This window comes from Pseudomonas sp. TH10, assembly GCF_016651255.1.
Classification (GTDB): Bacteria; Pseudomonadota; Gammaproteobacteria; order Pseudomonadales; family Pseudomonadaceae; genus Aquipseudomonas.
This window is the reverse complement of record NZ_JAEKEG010000002.1, coordinates 1-19,959: the sequence shown is the minus strand read 5'-3', so window position 1 is coordinate 19,959 and position 19,959 is coordinate 1. Positions and strand designations below refer to the sequence as shown.

At 59.8% G+C, this 19,959-nt stretch carries 16 protein-coding genes and 2 pseudogenes; 6 read left to right on the top strand and 12 right to left on the bottom strand.

Annotation, left to right across the window (positions count from 1 at the left end):
* Positions 1-11: 11 nt before the first annotated feature.
* The 3 genes and pseudogenes from JFT80_RS00180 (at position 12) to JFT80_RS00170 (ending at position 5,165) form a co-directional block, all read left to right on the top strand.
* Positions 12-1,436 carry a gamma-aminobutyraldehyde dehydrogenase gene (locus JFT80_RS00180; RefSeq protein ID WP_201146518.1) on the top strand — a complete coding sequence of 475 codons (1,425 nt, stop codon included), beginning with the start codon at positions 12-14 and terminating at the stop codon, positions 1,434-1,436.
* A 321-nt stretch (positions 1,437-1,757) separates the two neighbouring features.
* Positions 1,758-3,239, top strand: a complete 1,482-nt coding sequence (locus tag JFT80_RS00175) for an APC family permease (protein WP_201146517.1) — start codon at positions 1,758-1,760, stop codon at positions 3,237-3,239.
* 64 nt (positions 3,240-3,303) lie between these two features.
* Positions 3,304-5,165 (top strand): annotated as a pseudogene (locus tag JFT80_RS00170) (NAD(P)-binding protein).
* A gap of 49 nt (positions 5,166-5,214) precedes the next feature.
* Here JFT80_RS00170 and JFT80_RS00165 read toward each other — a convergent pair.
* Complete coding sequence (locus JFT80_RS00165; RefSeq protein ID WP_045061012.1) at positions 5,215-5,400, bottom strand: hypothetical protein; 186 nt, start codon at positions 5,398-5,400, stop codon at positions 5,215-5,217.
* Between the two features lie 389 nt (positions 5,401-5,789).
* Here JFT80_RS00165 and JFT80_RS00160 point away from each other — a divergent pair, with 389 nt between their 5' ends.
* Complete coding sequence (locus tag JFT80_RS00160; RefSeq protein WP_201146516.1) at positions 5,790-7,418, top strand: glucan biosynthesis protein D; 1,629 nt, start codon at positions 5,790-5,792, stop codon at positions 7,416-7,418.
* Positions 7,419-7,624: 206 nt separating this feature from the next.
* Here the strand turns inward: JFT80_RS00160 and JFT80_RS00155 are convergent, their stop codons facing one another.
* The 3 genes and pseudogenes from JFT80_RS00155 to JFT80_RS00145 form a co-directional block, all read right to left on the bottom strand.
* The gene (locus tag JFT80_RS00155) at positions 7,625-8,731 is read right to left on the bottom strand and encodes an NADH:flavin oxidoreductase/NADH oxidase (RefSeq protein WP_201146515.1); all 1,107 of its coding nucleotides are present in this window, start codon (positions 8,729-8,731) and stop codon (positions 7,625-7,627) included.
* A gap of 270 nt (positions 8,732-9,001) precedes the next feature.
* Positions 9,002-10,710: pseudogene (gene recJ / locus JFT80_RS00150) on the bottom strand (single-stranded-DNA-specific exonuclease RecJ).
* Between the two features lie 55 nt (positions 10,711-10,765).
* Positions 10,766-11,308, bottom strand: coding sequence for a YaeQ family protein (locus JFT80_RS00145; RefSeq protein WP_007908961.1), 543 nt, complete (start codon positions 11,306-11,308; stop codon positions 10,766-10,768).
* A gap of 145 nt (positions 11,309-11,453) precedes the next feature.
* Between JFT80_RS00145 and JFT80_RS00140 the strand changes: the two genes are divergently transcribed.
* Together JFT80_RS00140 and JFT80_RS00135 are read left to right on the top strand one after the other, a co-directional pair.
* Positions 11,454-12,653, top strand: a complete 1,200-nt coding sequence (locus JFT80_RS00140; RefSeq protein ID WP_122837644.1) for a CaiB/BaiF CoA-transferase family protein — start codon at positions 11,454-11,456, stop codon at positions 12,651-12,653.
* On the top strand, positions 12,634-12,855 hold the full coding sequence (locus JFT80_RS00135) for a hypothetical protein (protein WP_122837643.1): 222 nt from the start codon (positions 12,634-12,636) through the stop codon (positions 12,853-12,855). Before JFT80_RS00140 ends, JFT80_RS00135 begins: the two co-directional genes overlap by 20 nt.
* Positions 12,856-13,025: 170 nt before the next feature.
* Here the strand turns inward: JFT80_RS00135 and JFT80_RS00130 are convergent, their stop codons facing one another.
* The 8 genes from JFT80_RS00130 to rimM form a co-directional block, all read right to left on the bottom strand.
* Positions 13,026-13,313: a DUF3509 domain-containing protein gene (locus JFT80_RS00130; RefSeq protein ID WP_122838606.1), complete on the bottom strand. Its 288-nt coding sequence runs from the start codon at positions 13,311-13,313 to the stop codon at positions 13,026-13,028.
* Between the two features lie 219 nt (positions 13,314-13,532).
* Positions 13,533-14,942 (bottom strand): threonine synthase, encoded by a 1,410-nt coding sequence (gene thrC / locus JFT80_RS00125; protein WP_201146514.1) that lies wholly within the window; start codon positions 14,940-14,942, stop codon positions 13,533-13,535.
* Between the two features lie 66 nt (positions 14,943-15,008).
* The gene (locus tag JFT80_RS00120) at positions 15,009-16,313 is read right to left on the bottom strand and encodes a homoserine dehydrogenase (RefSeq protein ID WP_201146513.1); all 1,305 of its coding nucleotides are present in this window, start codon (positions 16,311-16,313) and stop codon (positions 15,009-15,011) included.
* 131 nt (positions 16,314-16,444) lie between these two features.
* Positions 16,445-17,176, bottom strand: a complete 732-nt coding sequence (gene dsbC, locus JFT80_RS00115) for a bifunctional protein-disulfide isomerase/oxidoreductase DsbC (RefSeq protein WP_201146512.1) — start codon at positions 17,174-17,176, stop codon at positions 16,445-16,447.
* 255 nt (positions 17,177-17,431) lie between these two features.
* Positions 17,432-18,328 (bottom strand): site-specific tyrosine recombinase XerD, encoded by an 897-nt coding sequence (gene xerD, locus JFT80_RS00110; RefSeq protein ID WP_201146511.1) that lies wholly within the window; start codon positions 18,326-18,328, stop codon positions 17,432-17,434.
* 195 nt (positions 18,329-18,523) lie between these two features.
* Entirely contained in the window at positions 18,524-18,874 is a 351-nt protein-coding gene (gene rplS / locus JFT80_RS00105; RefSeq protein ID WP_003175895.1) for a 50S ribosomal protein L19, read from the bottom strand.
* Between the two features lie 45 nt (positions 18,875-18,919).
* Positions 18,920-19,672 (bottom strand): tRNA (guanosine(37)-N1)-methyltransferase TrmD, encoded by a 753-nt coding sequence (trmD, locus tag JFT80_RS00100; protein ID WP_090281920.1) that lies wholly within the window; start codon positions 19,670-19,672, stop codon positions 18,920-18,922.
* A 2-nt stretch (positions 19,673-19,674) separates the two neighbouring features.
* On the bottom strand, positions 19,675-19,959 hold a 285-nt coding region (gene rimM, locus JFT80_RS00095), incomplete at its 5' end, for a ribosome maturation factor RimM (RefSeq protein WP_201146510.1).

Genomic DNA, 19,959 nt, shown 5'->3' with positions numbered 1-19,959 from the left:
AGGACAATGCCATGCAAACCAAACTCCTGATCAACGGCCAGTTGATCGCTGGCGAAGGCCCCGCCCAAGCCGTGTTCAACCCGTCACTGGGCCGAGTCCTGGTGGAGATCAACGAAGCCAGCGAAGCCCAGGTCGATGCTGCCGTGCGGGCCGCCGATGCGGCGTTCGATGGTTGGTCACAGACCCCGCCGAAGGATCGCGCCCTGCTGCTGCTGAAGCTCGCCGACGTCATCGAGGCCCACGGCGAAGAGCTGGCCAAGCTGGAATCGGACAACTGCGGCAAGCCTTACAGCGCCGCTCTGAATGACGAGATCCCGGCGATTGCCGACGTGTTCCGTTTCTTCGCTGGCGCCAGCCGTTGCATGAGCGGTTCGGCGGGCGGCGAATATTTACCCGGCCACACGTCGATGATTCGCCGCGACCCGGTTGGCGTGATCGCCTCCATTGCGCCGTGGAACTACCCGCTGATGATGGTTGCCTGGAAAATCGCCCCAGCGCTGGCTGCCGGTAATACCGTGGTGCTCAAGCCGTCGGAACAAACCCCACTGACCGCGTTGCGTCTGGCCGAACTGGCGTCGGAAATCTTCCCGGCTGGTGTACTCAATCTGGTATTCGGTCGCGGTCCTACCGTTGGCAGTCCGTTGGTTACGCACCCGAAAGTGCGCATGGTTTCGCTGACGGGCTCCATCGCCACGGGCGCCAACATCATTTCCAGCACCGCCGACAGCGTCAAACGCATGCACATGGAACTGGGCGGCAAGGCACCGGTGATCATCTTCGATGACGCCGATATCGATGCGGCGGTTGAAGGCATTCGCACCTTCGGTTTCTACAACGCCGGGCAGGACTGCACCGCCGCGTGCCGGATCTACGCGCAGCAAGGCATTTACGACAAGTTTGTCGAGAAACTCGGCGCGGCGGTCAGTAGCATCAAGCACGGTTTGCAGGATGATCCGTCGACCGAGTTGGGGCCGTTGATCACTGCCCAACATCGCGACCGTGTTGCCGGGTTTGTCGAGCGTGCCGTGGCTCAGCCGCACATTCGTCTGATCACTGGTGGCAAGGCAGTCGAGGGCAACGGCTTCTTCTTCGAACCGACGGTGTTGGCCGATGCGCAACAGGACGACGAAATCGTCCGTCGCGAGGTGTTCGGGCCGGTGGTTTCGGTGACCAAGTTTACCGATGAAGCGCAGGCGCTGGAGTGGGCCAACGATTCGGACTACGGCCTCGCCTCCTCGGTGTGGACAGCGGACGTCGGACGCGCGCATCGCATGTCGGCACGCTTGCAGTACGGCTGCACGTGGGTGAACACGCACTTCATGCTCGTCAGCGAAATGCCCCATGGCGGTCAGAAATTGTCCGGTTACGGCAAGGACATGTCCATGTACGGGCTGGAGGACTACACCACGGTTCGGCATGTGATGTTCAAGCACTAAAAAGCATCGCTGGCAAGCCAGCTCCCACAAGGGTTGGGGACGTACCCAACTCTGTGGTCAACCACAAATCCTGTGGGAGCTGGCTTGCCAGCTCCGACAAGGGTTGGGACTTACCCAACTCTGTGGTCAACCACAAATCATGTGGGAGCTGGCTTGCCAGCGATGGCGTCACCTCGGTTTCAAGGCAGAAACCGGCAATACGCACCACCAGGCACCACCCCAAAGAAGTCAAAACAAAAACCACCGAACCGGGCGCGCTGTCACAGCCACGCCACGGCATCGGACATCCGAAATCTGCCGATTTTCCGGAGCTGACAGACCATGAGTGCATCAACCGATCTCCCCACAGCCGCCGACAGCGATGCCGAGCAGCTACGTAAGCTGGGTTATACCTCCAACTTCAACCGCAGCATGAGCCTGTGGGAAAACTTCGCCTTGGGCTTCACTTATCTGTCACCGGTCGTAGGGGTTTATACCCTCTTCGGCCTGTGCCTTGCCGCTGGCGGGCCACCGATGTTCTGGGCCTATTTATTGGTCGGTTGCGGCCAGTTGCTGGTGTGCCTGATCTTCGGCGAAGTGGTTTCGCAGTTCCCGATTTCCGGCGGTGTATACCCTTGGGCACGTCGATTGGTCGGTAAAAAATGGGCATGGATGGTCGGCTGGATCTACTCCATCGCCCTCTGCGTCACCATCGCTGCGGTCGCCGTCGGTGCGGGTCCGTACCTGGCCGCCATGCTCGGTTTTGAGCCGAGCAACAACACCAACATCGTCATCGCTCTGGTGCTGACCTTGTTTGCCACGCTGGTCAACCTCAGCGGCACCAAAGTGCTGGCGCGCATCGCCATGTTCGGCTTCCTCTGCGAACTGGTCGGCGCGGTGATCGTTGGCGTTTACCTGCTGGTGTTCGAACGTCACCAACCGCTGAGCGTGCTGTTCAACACCTTCGACATCAGCGTCGACGGCTCGTACCTGCCGGCATTCCTCACCGCATCGCTGGCGGGGATGTTCCTCTACTACGGCTTCGAGGCTTGCGGCGACGTCGCCGAAGAAACCCCGAACCCGAGCGCGAAAATCCCGGTGGCCATGCGCATGACCATCTACATCGGCGGCATCGCGGCGATGTTCGCCTGCCTGGCGCTGATCCTCGCCGTGCCGGACATGCAAGCCGTGATCAATGGCACCGACAAAGACCCGGTCACCACCATCCTCAACAACGCCTTCGGCCCGGTCGGCTCGAAAGTGGTGATGGGCGTGGTGATGATTTCCTTCATCTCCTGCGTCATCAGCCTACAAGCAGCGGCGAGCCGTCTGCTGTACTCCTACGCTCGCGATGAAATGGTCATCGGCAGTTCGCTGCTGAAGAAGATTTCTTCTACAACCCAGGTGCCGGTTGCTGCGCTGTTCGTGTCCGGCGTTCTGCCCGCACTCATCATAGTGCTGGGCTTCTTCCTGCAGGATGCGGTCGCAACGATCGTCAGCTTCGCGGCAATCGGTATTTACCTCGCCTTCCAGATGATTGTGCTGGCAGCGCTGTATGCACGCATCAAGGGCTGGAAGCCGAGCGGCAAGTTCACCCTGGGCGCATGGGGCTGGGCGATCAATATCGGCGCGCTGGTCTATGGTGTCGCCGCTATCATCAACATGGCCTGGCCACGCACCCCGGATGCGGCTTGGTACGTCAACTACGCCATGGTATTGAGCACCGCCATCGTCATTGGCCTGGGCCTGCTGTACATGTGGCTCGCCAAACCTTACGACCACGGCACCGCGCCTGCGGGCGATGCCTGGAAAATCAGCCGGTAACGGCCCTCGCCCCGGCACCTGAGCGGGTGCCGGGGTGATTTATGAAAACCCACAAGGATTGAACATGGACATCACCCGCCGCGACTTCCTCAACGGCGTTGCAGTCACTATCGCTGCCGGCATGACGCCACTGCAGATTCTTCAGGCTGCCCCCGATGGACGCTATTACCCGCCTGCCCTCACCGGCCTGCGCGGCAGCCACGTTGGCTCCTTCGAAATTGCCCACCAGATGGGCTGGGAGAAAAAGGTCTTCGACACCGACAAGCTGCCCATCACCGAGGACTATGACCTTGTGGTTGTCGGAGGAGGCCTCAGCGGTCTGTCCGCAGCCTGGTTTTACCGTGAGAAACATCCAAAAGCACGCATCCTGATTCTGGAAAACCACGATGACTTTGGCGGTCACGCCAAGCGCAACGAGTTCTCGGCCGGCGGTCGTACCATCATCGGCTACGGCGGCAGCGAAGCCTTCCAGTCGCCCAATCATTTGTACAGCAAGGAGGTGAACGGCCTGCTGAAAAAACTGGGTGTCGACATCAAGCGCTTCGAGACCGCCTTCGACCGCCAGTTCTATCCCGACCTGGGCTTGTCCCGCGCGGTGTTCTTCGACAAGGAAAACTTCGGCGAAGACAAACTGGTCAGCGGCGACCCGACACCGATGGTGGCTGACGACATTGCCCCCGATCAGCTCCACGCCCGTTCCATCACCGACTTCATCAACGACTTCCCGCTGCCGCCAGCCGATCGCCAGGCGCTGATTGCGCTGCACATGACGCCCAAGGATTATCTGGCCGGCAAGACCACCGAGGAAAAAACGCGCACCTGGAAGCCACCAGCTACCAGGATTTCCTGCTCAAGGACGTAGGACTGTCAGCCCAGGCGGTGAAGTACTTCCAGAGTCGCACCAATGATTTCATGGCGCTGAGCATCGACGCCGTCGCCGCTTCCGACGCCTACTCGGTCGGTTTCCCAGGCTTTAGCGCGATGAATCTGGAACCCATCAGCGAAGAAGCCCGGGCGGAAATGGAAGAGCCCTATATCTACCACTTCCCCGACGGCAACGCATCGCTTGCCCGCCTGCTGGTGCGCAGCCTGATCCCGTCCGTCGCACCGGGACACACGATGGACGATGTGGTCCTCGCCCCGTTCGACTACGCCAGGCTCGATCAGCCCAAGGCCGCCGTGCGCATCCGCCTCAACAGTACGGCGGTCAGCGTACGCAACGTCGGCAATGGCGTGAACGTCGGCTACAGCCGTGGCGGTCAACTCAACCAGGTGCGCGGCAAACACTGCATCATGGCCTGCTACAACATGGTCATCCCGTACCTGTTGCGGGACCTGTCAGCCGAGCAGTCGCACGCGCTGAGCCAGAATGTGAAGTTCCCGCTGGTCTACACCAAAGTCGTGATACGCAACTGGGAGTCGTTCCAGAAGCTGGGCGTGCACGAAATCTATGCCGCGACCCAACCCTACAGCCGCATCAAGCTCGATTACCCGGTCAGCATGGGTGGCTACGACCATCCTCGCGACCCGAAACAACCCATCGGCCTGCACATGGTCTACGTCCCCACCAGCCCCAACAGCGGCATGAACGCCCGCGACCAGGCTCGCGCCGGCCGTGGTCGGCTGTACGGCCAGTCGTTCGAACAACTCGAAGCGCAACTGCGCGATCAACTGCAACGCATGCTCGGCCCTGGCGGTTTCAACCACCAGACCGACATCCTGGCGATCACGGTCAATCGCTGGTCGCACGGCTACGCCTATTTCTCCAACAGCCTGTACGACGATGCGGATGAAAGCGAAAAACTGATGAACCTGGCGCGTCAGCCCGTGGGTCGAGTCAGCATCGCCAACTCGGACGCGGCGTGGAGTGCTTATGCGCATGCGGCGATTGATGAGGCGTATCGAGCAGTGGAAGAAGTCGGATAGTCGGAAAAGATTCGGCCGCAACTCCCGTCGCGGCCGATCCCATTTCTCATCAAAACCGCGACACGGTTCGCATCGCATCCACGAGGTAACGCATGGCGATCCGGTCGCTTTCCGACAGGTCGCGGTATTGCTCCACCAATTTCATTTCATCCGAACTCAATCGACGCCTTCGACGACTGACATTGAAGCAAGGAAAGATTCCTAACATTTCGGTAATGCCTTGTACTTTCGCCATGGGCGATGTCCTTCCATATGTCAGAGAAAACCAAAATACCCATCGCCCCTATCCACTTGTGCAGCCACCGGCCTGAAGGGCAGAAACCGGTCATGCTCATAGAATAGAAATTAATTCGGCGCTGAAAAGCGATTTTTAGAGTAATTAGTCGAGAAAAGCAGATATGCCGTGTAAATCAGAACGTCCTGTCAGATTTTTAACCGACATGTCTTGTTTCATTGACACACTCACGCAGTGAATCAACGAATTTTGCATTGCGAGCGAACGGTTTAAGCTAGCCGGCATCTGTTTATAGTCCGTTGCGTTTGGCCGAAGGCTTGTCCGAACCGTTATTTCTGATCCAGCACGTGCCAGGAAGGGCGCGGGATTGCACACGACAGGTTGTATTTATGCACCGCAGGAATTTGCTCAAAGCGTCCATGGCCATTGCGGCTTACACCGGTCTTTCGGCCACCGGCCTGCTGGCCACCCGTGCGTGGGCTGCCAATGGCGGCGCCGCTGATGGTGAGGCACAGGCGTTTGACTTCGAAGCATTGAAGCGCCAGGCCAAGCAACTCGCTGGCAGTGCCTATCAGGACACCAAACAGGTGCTGCCGCCGACCCTGGCGACCATGACGCCGCAAAATTTCAATGCAATTCGTTACGACGCTGATCACTCGCTGTGGAATGACCTCAACGGTCAGCTCGACGTGCAGTTCTTCCACGTCGGCATGGGGTTCAAGCAGCCCGTGCGCATGTACAGCGTCGATCCCAAGACGCGTCAGGCCCGTGAAGTGCATTTCCGCCCTTCCCTGTTCAATTATGAGAAAACCACGGTCGACACCCAGCAGCTCAAGGGCGACCTGGGGTTCTCTGGATTCAAGTTGTTCAAGGCACCCGAGCTGGATCGGCACGACGTGTTGTCATTCCTGGGCGCCAGTTATTTCCGTGCAGTCGATGCGACTGGCCAATATGGCCTCTCCGCGCGCGGTCTGGCGATCGACACTTATGCCAAGAAGCGCGAAGAATTCCCTGACTTCACCAAGTTCTGGTTCGAGACGCCGGACCAGAACGCCACGCGTTTTGTGGTCTACGCCTTGCTCGACTCGCCGAGTGCCACCGGTGCCTATCGGTTCGATATCGACTGCCAGGCTACTCAGGTGGTCATGGCCGTGGACGCTTACATCAACGCCCGCACCGCTATAGAACAACTGGGCATTTCGCCGATGACCAGCATGTTCAGCTGCGGCACCCACGAACGCCGCATGTGCGACACCATTCACCCGCAAATCCATGACTCGGATCGTCTGGCCATGTGGCGCGGCAATGGCGAGTGGATCTGCCGCCCGCTGAACAATCCGGCAACCCTGCAATTCAACGCGTTTGCCGACACCGATCCGAAAGGTTTCGGCCTGGTGCAGACCGACCACGAGTTCGCCAACTATCAGGACACCGTGGACTGGTACAGCAAGCGCCCAAGCCTGTGGGTAGAACCGACCACCGCGTGGGGCGAAGGCTCGATCGATCTGCTGGAAATTCCTACGACTGGCGAGACCCTCGACAACATCGTCGCGTTCTGGACACCGAAAAAACCGGTCGCTGCCGGTGATTCGCTGAACTACGGCTACAAGCTTTACTGGAGCGCTTTGCCTCCGGTGAGCACGCCGTTGGCGCGAGTACAGGCGACCCGTTCCGGCATGGGCGGTTTCGTTGAAGGCTGGGCACCGGGCGAGCATTACCCGCCAGTCTGGGCGCGTCGTTTTGCCGTGGACTTCACCGGTGGAGGCCTCGACCGCTTGCCAGCGGGTACCGGGATTGAGCCAGTGATCACCTGCTCGAACGGCAAGGTGCAGGACTTCAGCGTGCTGGTGCTGGATGACATCAAGGGTTACCGGATTCTGTTTGACTGGTACCCGACCAATGACAGCGTTGAGCCGGTGGAGCTGCGGTTGTTTATCCGCACCAACGATCGTACGTTGAGCGAGACGTGGTTGTACCAGTACTTCCCGCCGGCTCCGGATAAGCGTAAGTATCCTTGACGATTTGAGGCGCCTGTACGGGCCTCATCGCTGGCAAGCCAGCTCCCACAGTGATCAAGGTGAAACGCCGACCGTGTTTCAACACAAAACCTGTGGGAGCTGGCTTGCCAGCGATGGCGGTTCACCAGGCACTACATAATCAAAAGATGAAAATGAAAAAGCCCCGGCCATCACTGACCGGGGCTTTTTGCTTTTCAGCGGTTCACTTAATCGCGCAAATCAGACTCATGAATCGGCTGATCCCGATGCGTCGCACGCTGATACTGCGCTGGCCACACCGCTTTGCGTCCACCCAGATCATCGTCGGCATGCAGCGGCCAGTACGGATCACGCAGCAGCTCGCGGGCGAGGAAGATGATGTCGGCCTGGCAGGTGCGCAAAATGTGCTCGGCCTGCGCCGGCTCGGTAATCATTCCCACAGTGCCGGTGGCGATGCCTGACTCTTTGCGTACGCGCTCGGCAAAGCGCGTCTGATAACCCGGCCCGACCGGGATCTCTGCGTTGGCAGCAGTGCCGCCCGACGACACATCGATCAGATCCGCGCCAAGCGTGTGAAGGCGTCGCGCCAGCTCCACGGTTTCATCCGGATTCCAGCCATCCTCCACCCAGTCAGTGGCCGAGACGCGAACAAACACCGGCAACTCCTCCGGCCAAACCGCCCTGACCGCTTCAGTCACCTGCAGCACCAGACGGATGCGATTTTCGAACGAGCCGCCGTACTGGTCACGGCGCTGGTTGCTCAACGGCGACAGAAACTGATGCAGCAGATAACCATGGGCAGCATGCACTTCGACGACACTGAAACCCGCCGTCAGCGCACGTTTCGCGGCATCGACAAACGCCTGAATGACTTCAGCAATCTGGCCTTCATCGAGCTGTTTTGGCTGTGTGTGTTGTGGGTCAAAGGCAATCGGCGACGGCCCGACCGGTGTCCAGCCGCCATCATCGGGTTTGACGCTGCCGTGCTTGCCCAGCCACGGCCGATAAGTGCTGGCCTTGCGCCCTGCGTGAGCCAGTTGAATGCCGGCAACCGCGCCTTGGGAGGTAATGAATCGGGTGATGCGTTGCAGTGGTTCGATCTGTGCATCGTTCCACAGGCCGAGGTCTTCGGCGGTGATCCGGCCATCGGCGGTGACCGCGGTGGCCTCAGTGAAGATCAGGCCAGCGCCACCCACCGCGCGGCTGCCAAGGTGAACCAGATGCCAGTCATTGGCCAGGCCATCGACGCTCGAATATTGGCACATGGGTGATACGGCGATGCGGTTGGGCAGGGTCAGTTGGCGCAGAGTGAAGGGTTCAAGCAGCAGACTCATGGGGCACCTCTCAAATCAGTGGGCAGGCTCCAGGGTTCTGTTTGAAAAGTCGACGAGTGACAGGAAAAGGTGGAGCACCCGCCCCCGCGGGCAAAAAATTCGACAAGACGTCACAAGGCCAATCAAGCAGTGCTTAGAGCCTAGTCGACAACGGGGGATGAGGGAGGGTTCAGAGGGATTCAGCGTGTGAAAGGGTGCTTTCGCGAACAGGCTCGCTCCCACATTCGGGAATGCCTATCCCTGTGGGAGCGAGCCTGCTTGCGAATGGCGTCAACGCGGTTCGATGTGGGCAATCATCAGTTGAACAGTCTCGTTACCACGAAACTCGTTAACGTCGAGCTTATACGCCAGCTCAACCCACTGAATCGTCGGATTCGGCCAGATATCCCGGTCGATACCAAACGCGATGCCATCCAGTTTTACCGAGCCACACTCGCTCTTCAGCACCACCTTCAGATGTCGCTCACCAACCACGCGCTGCTCGACCAACTGGAACACACCGTGAAACAACGGCTCCGGGAAGTGCTGGCCCCAAGGCCCGGCATGGCGCAGGGCGCGGGCCAGTTCGAGGTGGAATTCCTCAACCGCCAGCGTGCCATCGGTCAACAGGCGCCCGGTCAGGTCTTCCTCGCGAAGTTGCCTACGCACTTCAGCGTCAAAGGCCTCGGCGAAAAGCGCAAAATTCTCTTGCGGCAAGGTCAGACCAGCGGCCATCGCATGGCCACCATACTTGCTGATCAGTGTCGGATGCTGCGCCGCTACCACGCTCAAGGCGTCACGGATATGAAACCCCTGCACCGAGCGCCCCGAACCCTTGAGCAGCCCATCACCGGCATCGGCAAAAGCGATGGTCGGACGGAAGTAACGCTCCTTCATCCGCGACGCGAGGATGCCGATCACGCCTTGGTGCCACTCGGGATCGAACAGGCACAAACCGAACGGCATGGACTCCACCGGCAGATCCTTGAGCTGGGCCAGCGCCTCGCGCTGCATGCCCTGCTCGATGGATTTACGGTCCTGGTTCATGCCGTCGAGCTGCACTGCCATTTCCCGGGCCAGGGCCTGGCTGTCGGTCAGCAGGCATTCAATGCCCAGGCTCATGTCATCCAGGCGCCCCGCCGCGTTCAAGCGCGGGCCGACGATGAAACCGAGGTCAGTGGAGGTGATGCGGGCATGGTCACGCTTGGCCACTTCGAGAATCGCCTTGACCCCTGGCCGCGCGCGCCCGGCGCGAATCCGCTCAAGGCCCTGATGCACCAGGATCCGGTTATTGGCATCCAGGGGCACCACGTCGGCGACGCTGCCCAGCGCCACCAGGTCCAGCAATTCACCGATGTTTGGCTGCGGTTTGGTCGCATACCAGCCGAGGTCGCGCAACCGCGCCCGCAGGGCCATCAGCACGTAGAAAATCACGCCGACACCCGCCAGCGCCTTGCTCGGGAAAGTGCAACCTGGCTGATTCGGATTGACGATGGCATCGGCCAGCGGCAACTCATCGCCGGGCAAGTGGTGATCGGTGACCAGCACCTGCAGCCCGGCCTTTTTGCCGCCGCGACGCCTTCAACGCTGGAGATGCCGTTGTCCACGGTAATCAGCAACTGCGGGGTCCGGGTTAACGCCACTTCGACGATTTCCGGCGTCAGGCCGTAGCCGTACTCAAAACGGTTGGGCACCAGATAGTCGACGTGGGCGGCGCCCAGCAGGCGCAGCCCCAGCACGCCTACGGTGCTGGCGGTCGCGCCATCGGCATCGAAGTCGCCAACGATCAGGATGCGCTGGCGTTGCTCCAGCGCCGTCACCAGCAAGTCCACCGCTGCGTCGATGCCCTTGAGCTGCTGAAACGGGATCAACCGCGCCAGGCTCTTGTCCAGTTCTGCCTCGGAATGCACGCCCCGCGCCGCATACAAGCGGGTCAGCAGCGGCGGAATATCACCCAGAAAGGGCAGAGTGGCAGGCAGTTGACGAGGTTCGATACGCATGGGGTGACGGAGACTTCTCTTTAATACGTGGGATTAATCAGTTAAAGGCGCGGGATCAGCCGCGCTCACCTTGCAGCCATTGCAACTGGACTTCGTGCTGACCACGGTCGTCGGTAACGAAGATCGTCCCTTCGCTGATCATCACGTCCCACTTGATAACGCGGGGCATGTCCTTGGCCAGAGTCTCCAGCACTTCTTGCGGGACTGCGGCGATGTTGACGTTCTTCAGGTTCTTGATCGCCGGGATCACCTTGGTTTCCCACACACGCAGGCTGCCGTAGGCGAGCAGGCTGGTGCGCTCGGTGCGACGCGAGCACCAGGTCAGGCGATCGGCGTCAGGCTGACCGACTTCGATCCAGTGCAGAACGCGGTCGTCCAGGCTCTTTTCCCACAGCGCAGGTTCATCCACGTCTGACAGACCACGACCAAACGACAACTGCTCGTTGTACCAGAGGGCGTAGGCCAACAGCCGCACGGTCATGCGCTCTTCGGTCTCCGAAGGGTGACGGGCGATGGTCTGCTTGACGCTCTCGTAGACGCTGCGGTCGAGGTCGGTGAGGTTCAGTTCAAACTTGTAGGTGGTCGAAGGCTGGGCCATGAACGGGCTTCTTGATACGAGGAAAGTCGGCAAGTCTAACCGATGCGACCACCAATCAACGAATTGTAGCGATGAACCTTGGGCGACTGACGCCCGGCTATGCTAAAACGCTCTATCAGCCAGCCTTTGTCCTACAGGATCCAGCATGCCGTTCACCGCCAAACCGCTCTCAGGCTTGAAAGTCATCGAATTGGGCACCCTGATCGCCGGGCCCTTTGCGTCGCGGATTTGCGGCGAGTTCGGCGCTGAGGTGATCAAGGTCGAATCGCCCGACGGCGGTGATCCATTGCGCAAATGGCGCAAAATCTATGAAGGCACCTCGCTGTGGTGGTTCGTCCAGGCGCGCAATAAAAAGTCCCTGACGCTGAACCTCAAGCACCCCGAAGGCCTGGCCGTCCTGAAAAAGCTGCTCGGCGAAGCAGACATCCTCATCGAGAACTTCCGCCCCGGCGTCCTGGAAAAGCTTGGCCTGGGCTGGGATGTCCTGCACGCCTTGAACCCCAAGCTGGTGATGGTGCGGCTGTCGGGATTCGGCCAGACCGGGCCAATGAAGGATCAGCCAGGGTTTGGTGCGGTTGGCGAGTCCATGGGCGGTCTGCGCTACATCACCGGCTTCGAGGATCGCCCACCCGTGCGCACCGGCATTTCCATTGGTGACTCGATCGCCGCCCTCTGGGGCGTGATCGGCGCGCTGATGGCGTTGCGTCATCGTGAGGTCAACGGTGGCCAGGGCCAGGTAGTGGACGTGGCATTGTATGAAGCGATCTTCGCCATGATGGAAAGCATGGTGCCGGAGTTCGACGTGTTCGGCTTCATCCGCGAACGTACCGGCAACATCATGCCGGGCATCACGCCCTCCTCGATCCACACCAGCGCCGACGGCAAGCACGTGCAGATCGGCGCCAACGGCGATGCGATCTTCAAGCGCTTCATGCTGATCATCGGCCGCGAGGACCTGGCCAATGACCCAGTCCTGGCCAGCAACGACGGGCGCGACACCCGGCGCGACGAGCTCTACGGGGTCATCGACCGCTGGGCCAACTCACTGCCCCTGGACGCCATCATCGAGCAACTGAACCAGGCCGAAGTACCGGCCAGCCGAATCTTCAGTGCCGAAGACATGTTCGCGGACCCGCAATACCTGGCCCGGGAGATGTTCCTCCAGGCCAAACTGCCAGATGGCAAAGACTTCAAGATGCCCGGGATCGTCCCAAAACTCTCCGAGACCCCGGGATCCGCAGAATGGGTCGGCCCCCAACTGGGCGAACACAACTCGCAGGTACTCAACGACCTTGGCTACGACCAGGCCCAGATCACCAAACTGCGTGAAGACGGAGCCATTTAAGCTCAAACGCCTGTTGCCACCCGCACCGCACAACCGCCTGGCCCTGGCGGCTATTGCGTTGTTGGCCGGGCTGGTCTCGCCCAACCTGGCGCAGGCCAGGGACACGCTGATCTGGGTGCTGCGCGACTTCCACGATGGCAATGTGGCCACCGGCAGCCTGAAGGACACTCGAGCATTTTTCGAGCACCCGGCGCTGCCGTGACAAATCGCAGGCAAAAAGAAACCCCGAGAAGTGGGGAGACGACTCGGGGTTAAACGTGGTCTACATAAAGACCAGTAACAGCAAGCGCCAGGCACCGGAGCACAATGCTTGTTCCTGCTGTTACATACTCTGACTGGCGATCCCGGGATTAGGTTCCCGCAAGATGCGATTCAATTTCGACTGGCGAGCAGCTTGTCCTGTGCAGCGTTGCGCAACGCCGCGATAACACAGGGTTCCAGACGACCTTCGGCAATCATCAAGTCGCGGCGCAAACCGTCGACCACGTCCGTGAGCAAGCGCTTGTCGCTCAACTGAGTCTGGTTGAAAGCCCGTTCGACCACGATCGCGCCGGTTGAACTCTTCAGAGTCACCAGGCATTCGCCGTGCAGACCCGATGGGGTCAGCGTTACTTGATACGGGCTCAGCGCCTCTGCGAGCAATAGACTGATACTTTCCAAATCGATCACCACTCATTAGTCCGAAAACAAAGTGCCTGGGGCAGGTCTACTGTAAATGACCATCGGCCTCAGAAGAAAGTTCTGAATGGTATCCGCAGGGACGTCGACGCCTCTGGTAGTTGAAGCATGCATGACGAAGATGACAGGAAAAAACAGCGGCGCGCTGCATGAACGAAAAAGCCCGTCAGAAGACGGGCTTTTCAGTTCGAGGCTTTGGGCCTACAGCGGTTTACCGCGATTCCCATGCTGGCTGACGAACGCCTGGACGGCTTTCAGGTCATTGGGCAGCACGGTGCAGCGCTCATCGCGCTCGAATAGGTCGGTCAGGTGCACTGGCAGTTCCAGGGCCTTGCCGACGCCGGCCTTCAGCACCGCGTCCGGGAACTTGACCGGGTGGGCCGTACCAAGGATCACCATCGGGATGTCCAGGCTGCGACGGCATTCGCGTGCAGCTTTAACGCCGATAGCGGTGTGGGGGTCCAACACTTCGCCGGTCTGCTCGTAGACTTCGGCGATGGTTTCGCAGGTTTGCGCATCGTCCACGGCCAGCGAGTCGAACAGTTTGCGCGCTTCGGTCCAGCGCTCCTGCTCGACGCTGAAGCTGCCGTCCTTCTTGAACGAGTCCATCAGGCCGGCAATCGCCGCACCGTTGCGACCGTGCAGGTCGAACAGCAGACGTTCGAAGTTCGACGACACCATGATGTCCATCGACGGCGACAGCGTGGCATGCAGGGTTTCCTTGACGTACTGGTTGCCGCTCATGAAGCGGTGCAGGATGTCGTTGCGGTTGGTGGCGACGATCAACTGGTTGATCGGCAGGCCCATGTTGCGCGCCAGGTAACCGGCGAAGATGTCGCCGAAGTTGCCGGTCGGCACCGAGAACGATACCGAACGCGCCGGGCCGCCCAACTGCAGCGCTGCGTGGAAGTAGTAAACGATCTGGGCCATGATCCGCGCCCAGTTGATCGAGTTCACCGCCACCAGACGCGTGCCTTTGAGGAAGCTTTGGTCGGCGAAGCTCGCCTTGACCATTTCCTGGCAGTCATCGAAGTTGCCTTCGATGGCGATGTTGTGGATGTTCTCGCCGAAAATCGTGGTCATCTGGCGACGCTGCACTTCGGACACACGGTTGTGCGGGTGCAGGATGAAGATGTCGACGTTTTCGCAGTGCTTGCAGCCTTCGATGGCGGCCGAACCGGTATCACCGGAGGTGGCGCCGACGATGACAACGCGCTCGCCGCGTTTTTCCAGCACGTAGTCGAGCAAACGACCGAGCAGTTGCAGGGCGAAGTCCTTGAACGCCAGGGTCGGGCCGTGGAACAGCTCCAGCACCCATTCATTGCCGTTCAACTGACGCAGCGGCGCGACGGCACTGTGCGAAAACACGCCGTAGGTTTCTTCCAGGATCTTCTTGAAATCCGCATCGGGAATGCTCCCGGTCACGAACGGGCGCATCACCCGGAAAGCCAGTTCGTGATACGGCAGGCCGGCCCAGGACGCGATTTCTTCCTGGGTGAAACGTGGCAGATTTTCCGGGACGTACAGACCGCCGTCGGTCGCCAGACCAGCCAGCAGGACGTCTTCGAAATTCAGGGCCGGTGCCTGGCCGCGGGTACTGATATAACGCATGACTGGCTCCAATAGACAGTGTTCGCAAACCCGGGCCCGCACGCGAGCCCGGTGAACGATAACGGCTTAGTTCAGGTGCTCGACGCGGATCCGTACCACCGGACCGACCACGCCCGCCAGGGCTTCCAGGGCGGCGATGGCATCATTCATGTGCTGTTCCAGCACGCGGTGGGTCAGCAGGATCATCGGCACCAGACCGTCGTGTTCCTCGACTTCCTTCTGCATGATCGACTCGATGTTGATGCCGCGCTCCGAGAGGATGCTCGCCACCTGAGCCAGTACGCCCGGATGATCCTTGGCCTGAATGCGCAGGTAGTAAGCGCTTTCGCAGGCTTCGATCGGCAGGATCGGATGGGCCGACAGCGAGTCTGGCTGGAAGGCCAGGTGCGGCACACGGTTCTCCGGATCGGAAGTCATGGCGCGAACCACGTCGACCAGATCGGCAATCACCGACGAAGCGGTAGGCTCCATGCCAGCGCCGGCGCCGTAGAACAGCGTCGAACCGGCGGCGTCACCGTTGACCATCACCGCGTTCATCACGCCGTTGACGTTGGCGATCAGACGATCGGCCGGGATCAGCGTCGGGTGCACGCGCAACTCGATGCCGGCAGGCGTACTGCGCGCCACACCAAGGTGCTTGATGCGATAGCCCAGCGCTTCGGCGTAGTTGACGTCAGCGGTGGTCAGCTTGGTGATGCCTTCGGTGTAAGCCTTGTCGAATTGCAGCGGAATACCGAACGCAATGGACGCCAGAATCGTCAGTTTGTGCGCGGCATCAATGCCTTCAACGTCGAAGGTCGGATCGGCTTCGGCGTAACCCAGCGCTTGCGCTTCGGCCAGCACGTCTTCAAACGTACGGCCCTTCTCGCGCATTTCGGTGAGGATGAAGTTGCCGGTGCCGTTGATGATCCCGGCCACCCAGTTGATGCGGTTGGCAGACAGACCTTCACGGATCGCCTTGATCACCGGAATGCCACCAGCCACAGCCGCTTCAAACGCCACGATCACGCCTTTCTCACGTGCCTTGGCGAAAATTTCATTACCGTGAACGGCAATCAGAGCCTTGTTCGCGGTGACCACATGCTTGCCATTCTCGATGGCCTTGAGTACCAGCTCGCGGGCAACGGTGTAGCCGCCCATCAGCTCTATGACGATGTCGATCTCAGGGTTTGTGGCCACTTCGAAGACATCGTTGGTAATCGCAATACCGGTCGTCTGGAACTGAGGCTTTGGCGTGCGCATGGCAATTTGTGCCACTTCGATCCCACGCCCGGCACGACGAGCAATTTCCTCGGCGTTGCGCTGAAGTACGTTGAAGGTACCGCCACCGACGGTCCCTAACCCACAGATGCCTACTTTGACCGGATTCACTGTGAACTCCCCATAAAACGGCCGACGCAGGGTCGGCCGGAAAACAACCGCGTGCTCGCGGTTCTCTATTAATGGCCCGGCAATGCTGCTGCCGAGCCATGATCGTCAAAGGCTGACCGTGACAATGCGAATTACTTCGCGCCCAGCGCCAGTTTGGCGACTTGTGGCGCAGGCTGGTAGCCCGGAATGACTTGTCCGTCGGCCAAAACGATGGCCGGTGTGCCGTTCACGCCGATCGACTGACCGAGGGCGAACTGTTTGGAAACCGGGTTCTCGCACTTGGCGGCCTTGATTTCCTTGCCATCGACCATTTTGTCCATGGCGGCTTTCTTGTCTTTCGAGCACCACACGGCTTGCAGTTGTTCGTCACCCGGCGAGCCGAGGCCCTGGCGCGGGAACGCTACATAACGCACTTCGATGCCGCGCTTGTTCAGCTCAGGCACTTCGGCGTGCAGCTTGTGGCAGTACGGGCAGGTGGTGTCGGTGAACACGGTGATGTGCGATTTGGTCTCGCCGATAGCCGGGTAGACCACGGTTTCGGCGACCGGAATGGCGTTGACCAGTTTGGAGACGCCCAGGCGTTCGGTCTTCTCGGTCAGGTTGACCGGTTTGCCGTCCTTGAGCTGGAACAGGTAGCCCTGAACGATGTACTGGCCATCGGCGCTGGCGTAGAGCACGCGGCTGCCTTTGAGTTTGACTTCGTACATGCCTGGCAGCGGACTGGCGGTGATGGTCTCTACCGGGACTTCGAGCTGGAGGTTTTCCAGGCTTTTACGAATGGCTTTGTCGGCCGCGTCATCGGCGACGGCAAAGGTGCTGACCAACGCAATGGCTGCGGCGGCGAAAATCTGGGTCAGACGCATGAGAACTCCTGAAGGCGGACAAATGAAACGGTCAGAACGCCCGTGTCGAAACACCGGGTCACAACCGTCCATCGTGCAAACCGGCAAAGCCTAACACATAAGGTCACGGTGGCCGAATGCGCCTGTCGCAAGACATTGCTGGGCCCTGTAGGAGCGAGCTTGCTCGCGATGGTCGTTAACGATAGCGCATGCTATCTGGTTCAACGCGGTGCTATTGAGACCATCGCGAGCAAGCTCGCTCCTACAGGATTTGCGTCAACCTCTGGGATGATGTTTGGCGTGCAGGTCCTGCAGGCGGGCACGGGCGACGTGGGTGTAAATCTGGGTGGTCGACAGGTCGCTGTGGCCGAGCAACATCTGCACCACCCGCAGGTCAGCGCCGTGGTTGAGCAGGTGCGTAGCAAACGCGTGGCGCAGGGTGTGCGGCGACAGCGACTTGCCGATACCCGCCACCTTCGCCTGGTGCTTGATGCGATGCCAGAACGTCTGGCGGGTCATCTGCTCACCGCGCAGGCTGGGAAACAGCACATCACTGGGACGCCCGCCGAGCAACTCGCCTCGAGCGTCGCGCATGTAGCGCTCGACCCAGACAATCGCCTCCTCCCCCATCGGCACCAGCCGCTCCTTGCTGCCCTTGCCCATCACCCGCAGCACGCCCTGGCGCAGGTTGACCTGCTCCAGGGTCAGGCTGATCAGCTCCGTTACCCGCAGGCCACAGGCATACAACACCTCGAGCATGGCGCGGTCGCGCTGGCCGATGGCTTCGCTCAGGTCCGGCGCCTTCAGCAGCGCCTCGACATCGGCCTCTGACAAGGATTTGGGCAATGGCCTGCCGAGTTGCGGCATGTCGATACGCAAGGTCGGGTCGACTGCGATCAACTTTTCCCGCAGCAGATAGCGATAAAAGCCACGCACTCCCGAGAGGAAACGCGCCGTGGACCGTGGCTTGTAGTTTTGCTCCAGGCGCCAGGCCAGGTGGTCGAGGATCAACTCGCGGCCGGCGTTGATTAACTCCAGGCCCTTCTCCTGCAGCCAGCCGTTGAACAAGGCCAGGTCACTGCGATACGCATCGCGCGTGTTGTCCGACAGGCCTTTCTCCAGCCACAACGCGTCGAGGAATTGGTCTATCAATGGATGTTCGATGGCGGGCATAAAGGCTCAGGTGACAGATCAACTGTCGGTAAGTCTTTCATAGACTGCTGGGGGTTTATAGAACCTGATGTCAACGCGCTGCCTGGTCGATCGATTCGCGTGCAAGCCGGATCGCCGCATCTAACGCGCCCACCAGTAAATCGCAGGCAACAAAAAAGCAGCCCGCAGGCTGCTTTTTTGCATCGGAAGCTGGACTTAAGCCAGTTTTTCCTTGATGCGAGCTGCTTTACCGGACAGGTCACGCAGGTAGTACAGCTTGGCTTTACGTACGTCACCGCGACGTTTAACAGCCATGCTGTCGATCTGCGGGGAGTAGGTCTGGAAAGTACGTTCTACGCCAACACCGTTGGAGATTTTACGAACGGTGAACGCACTGTTCACGCCGCGGTTACGCTTGGCGATTACAACGCCTTCGAACGCTTGCAGACGGGAACGATCGCCTTCCTTCACTTTCACCTGAACGACAATAGTGTCGCCTGGGGCGAAGGTAGGGATTTCTTTGGTCATCTGCTCTGCTTCGAGTGCAAGGATGATTTTGTTGGTCATGCTGTGCTCCTAAGGTAAATCAACTGATCTACCATCGATACGTTGTTAACTATCGTCCCGCTCGCGGATGTATTCCTCGAGCAGCTTCTTCTCTTCTCCAGAAAGCGAGCGGCTTTCCAGAAGATCGGCGCGTCGTTCATAGGTCCTACCAAGGGACTGCTGTAAACGCCAACGCCGGATATGCGCGTGATTGCCACTTAGCAACACGTCGGGAACACGCTGATCCGCATACACCTCAGGTCGGGTGTAGTGCGGGCAATCCAGCAGACCATCCGTAAAGGAATCTTCCTCAGCGGAATCCGCATGCCCTAAAGCTCCAGGCAGCAGTCGTGTAACCGCATCGATCAGGACCATCGCCGGCAGCTCGCCACCAGACAGTACATAGTCGCCAATCGACCACTCTTCATCGACATGAGCTTCAATAAAACGCTCGTCAATGCCTTCATAGCGGCCGGCAATCAGGATCAATGCATCCGATTGTGCCAACTCGCGTACCGCCGACTGAGTCAGTTGACGGCCTTGGGGGGACAGGTAAATCACCTTCGCCGCCTCCCCGGCTGCTGCCTTGGCCTGAACCAGAGCATCTTCCAGGGGTTTGATCTTCATCACCATGCCCGGACCACCGCCAAACGGGCGATCGTCCACAGTGTGATGCCGATCCGTCGTGTAATCCCGCGGGTTCCAACAGGTCAGCTGCAAGAGCCCCTGTTTGACCGCTCGACTGGTGATGCCGTAGTCGCCGATGGCGGAAAACATCTCGGGAAACAAACTGATCACTTCTACGCGCAAGTTAGCCACGCTTAGAAGTCCGCGTCCCAATCCACCTTCATCTCGCCCGCGGCCAGATCGACTGCCAACACACATTGGCCCGTATAGGGCAACAAGCGTTCGCGATCATCCAGGCTGCCAGCGCAAGGCTTGACTACCATTACATCATTGGCGCCGGTTTCCAGAAGATGGTCGACTTTCCCGAGCATTTGCCCCAGTTGATCGATAACCTTCAGACCTTCCAGCTGGTACCAGTAGTACTCGCCGTCGGTCAATTCAGGGAACAGGTTGCGCGGCACGCAGATCTCATAACCGGC

Bases quoted from the DNA above. Each gene is read 5' to 3' on its own strand.
- JFT80_RS00180 (WP_201146518.1), top strand. From the start codon at position 12: ATGCAAACCAAACTCCTGATCAACGGCCAGTTGATCGCTGGCGAAGGC.
- JFT80_RS00175 (WP_201146517.1), top strand. From the start codon at position 1,758: ATGAGTGCATCAACCGATCTCCCCACAGCCGCCGACAGCGATGCCGAG.
- JFT80_RS00165 (WP_045061012.1), bottom strand. From the start codon at position 5,400: ATGGCGAAAGTACAAGGCATTACCGAAATGTTAGGAATCTTTCCTTGC.
- JFT80_RS00160 (WP_201146516.1), top strand. From the start codon at position 5,790: ATGCACCGCAGGAATTTGCTCAAAGCGTCCATGGCCATTGCGGCTTAC.
- JFT80_RS00155 (WP_201146515.1), bottom strand. From the start codon at position 8,731: ATGAGTCTGCTGCTTGAACCCTTCACTCTGCGCCAACTGACCCTGCCC.
- JFT80_RS00145 (WP_007908961.1), bottom strand. From the start codon at position 11,308: ATGGCCCAGCCTTCGACCACCTACAAGTTTGAACTGAACCTCACCGAC.
- JFT80_RS00140 (WP_122837644.1), top strand. From the start codon at position 11,454: ATGCCGTTCACCGCCAAACCGCTCTCAGGCTTGAAAGTCATCGAATTG.
- thrC (WP_201146514.1), bottom strand. From the start codon at position 14,942: ATGCGTTATATCAGTACCCGCGGCCAGGCACCGGCCCTGAATTTCGAA.
- dsbC (WP_201146512.1), bottom strand. From the start codon at position 17,176: ATGCGTCTGACCCAGATTTTCGCCGCCGCAGCCATTGCGTTGGTCAGC.
- xerD (WP_201146511.1), bottom strand. From the start codon at position 18,328: ATGCCCGCCATCGAACATCCATTGATAGACCAATTCCTCGACGCGTTG.
- rplS (WP_003175895.1), bottom strand. From the start codon at position 18,874: ATGACCAACAAAATCATCCTTGCACTCGAAGCAGAGCAGATGACCAAA.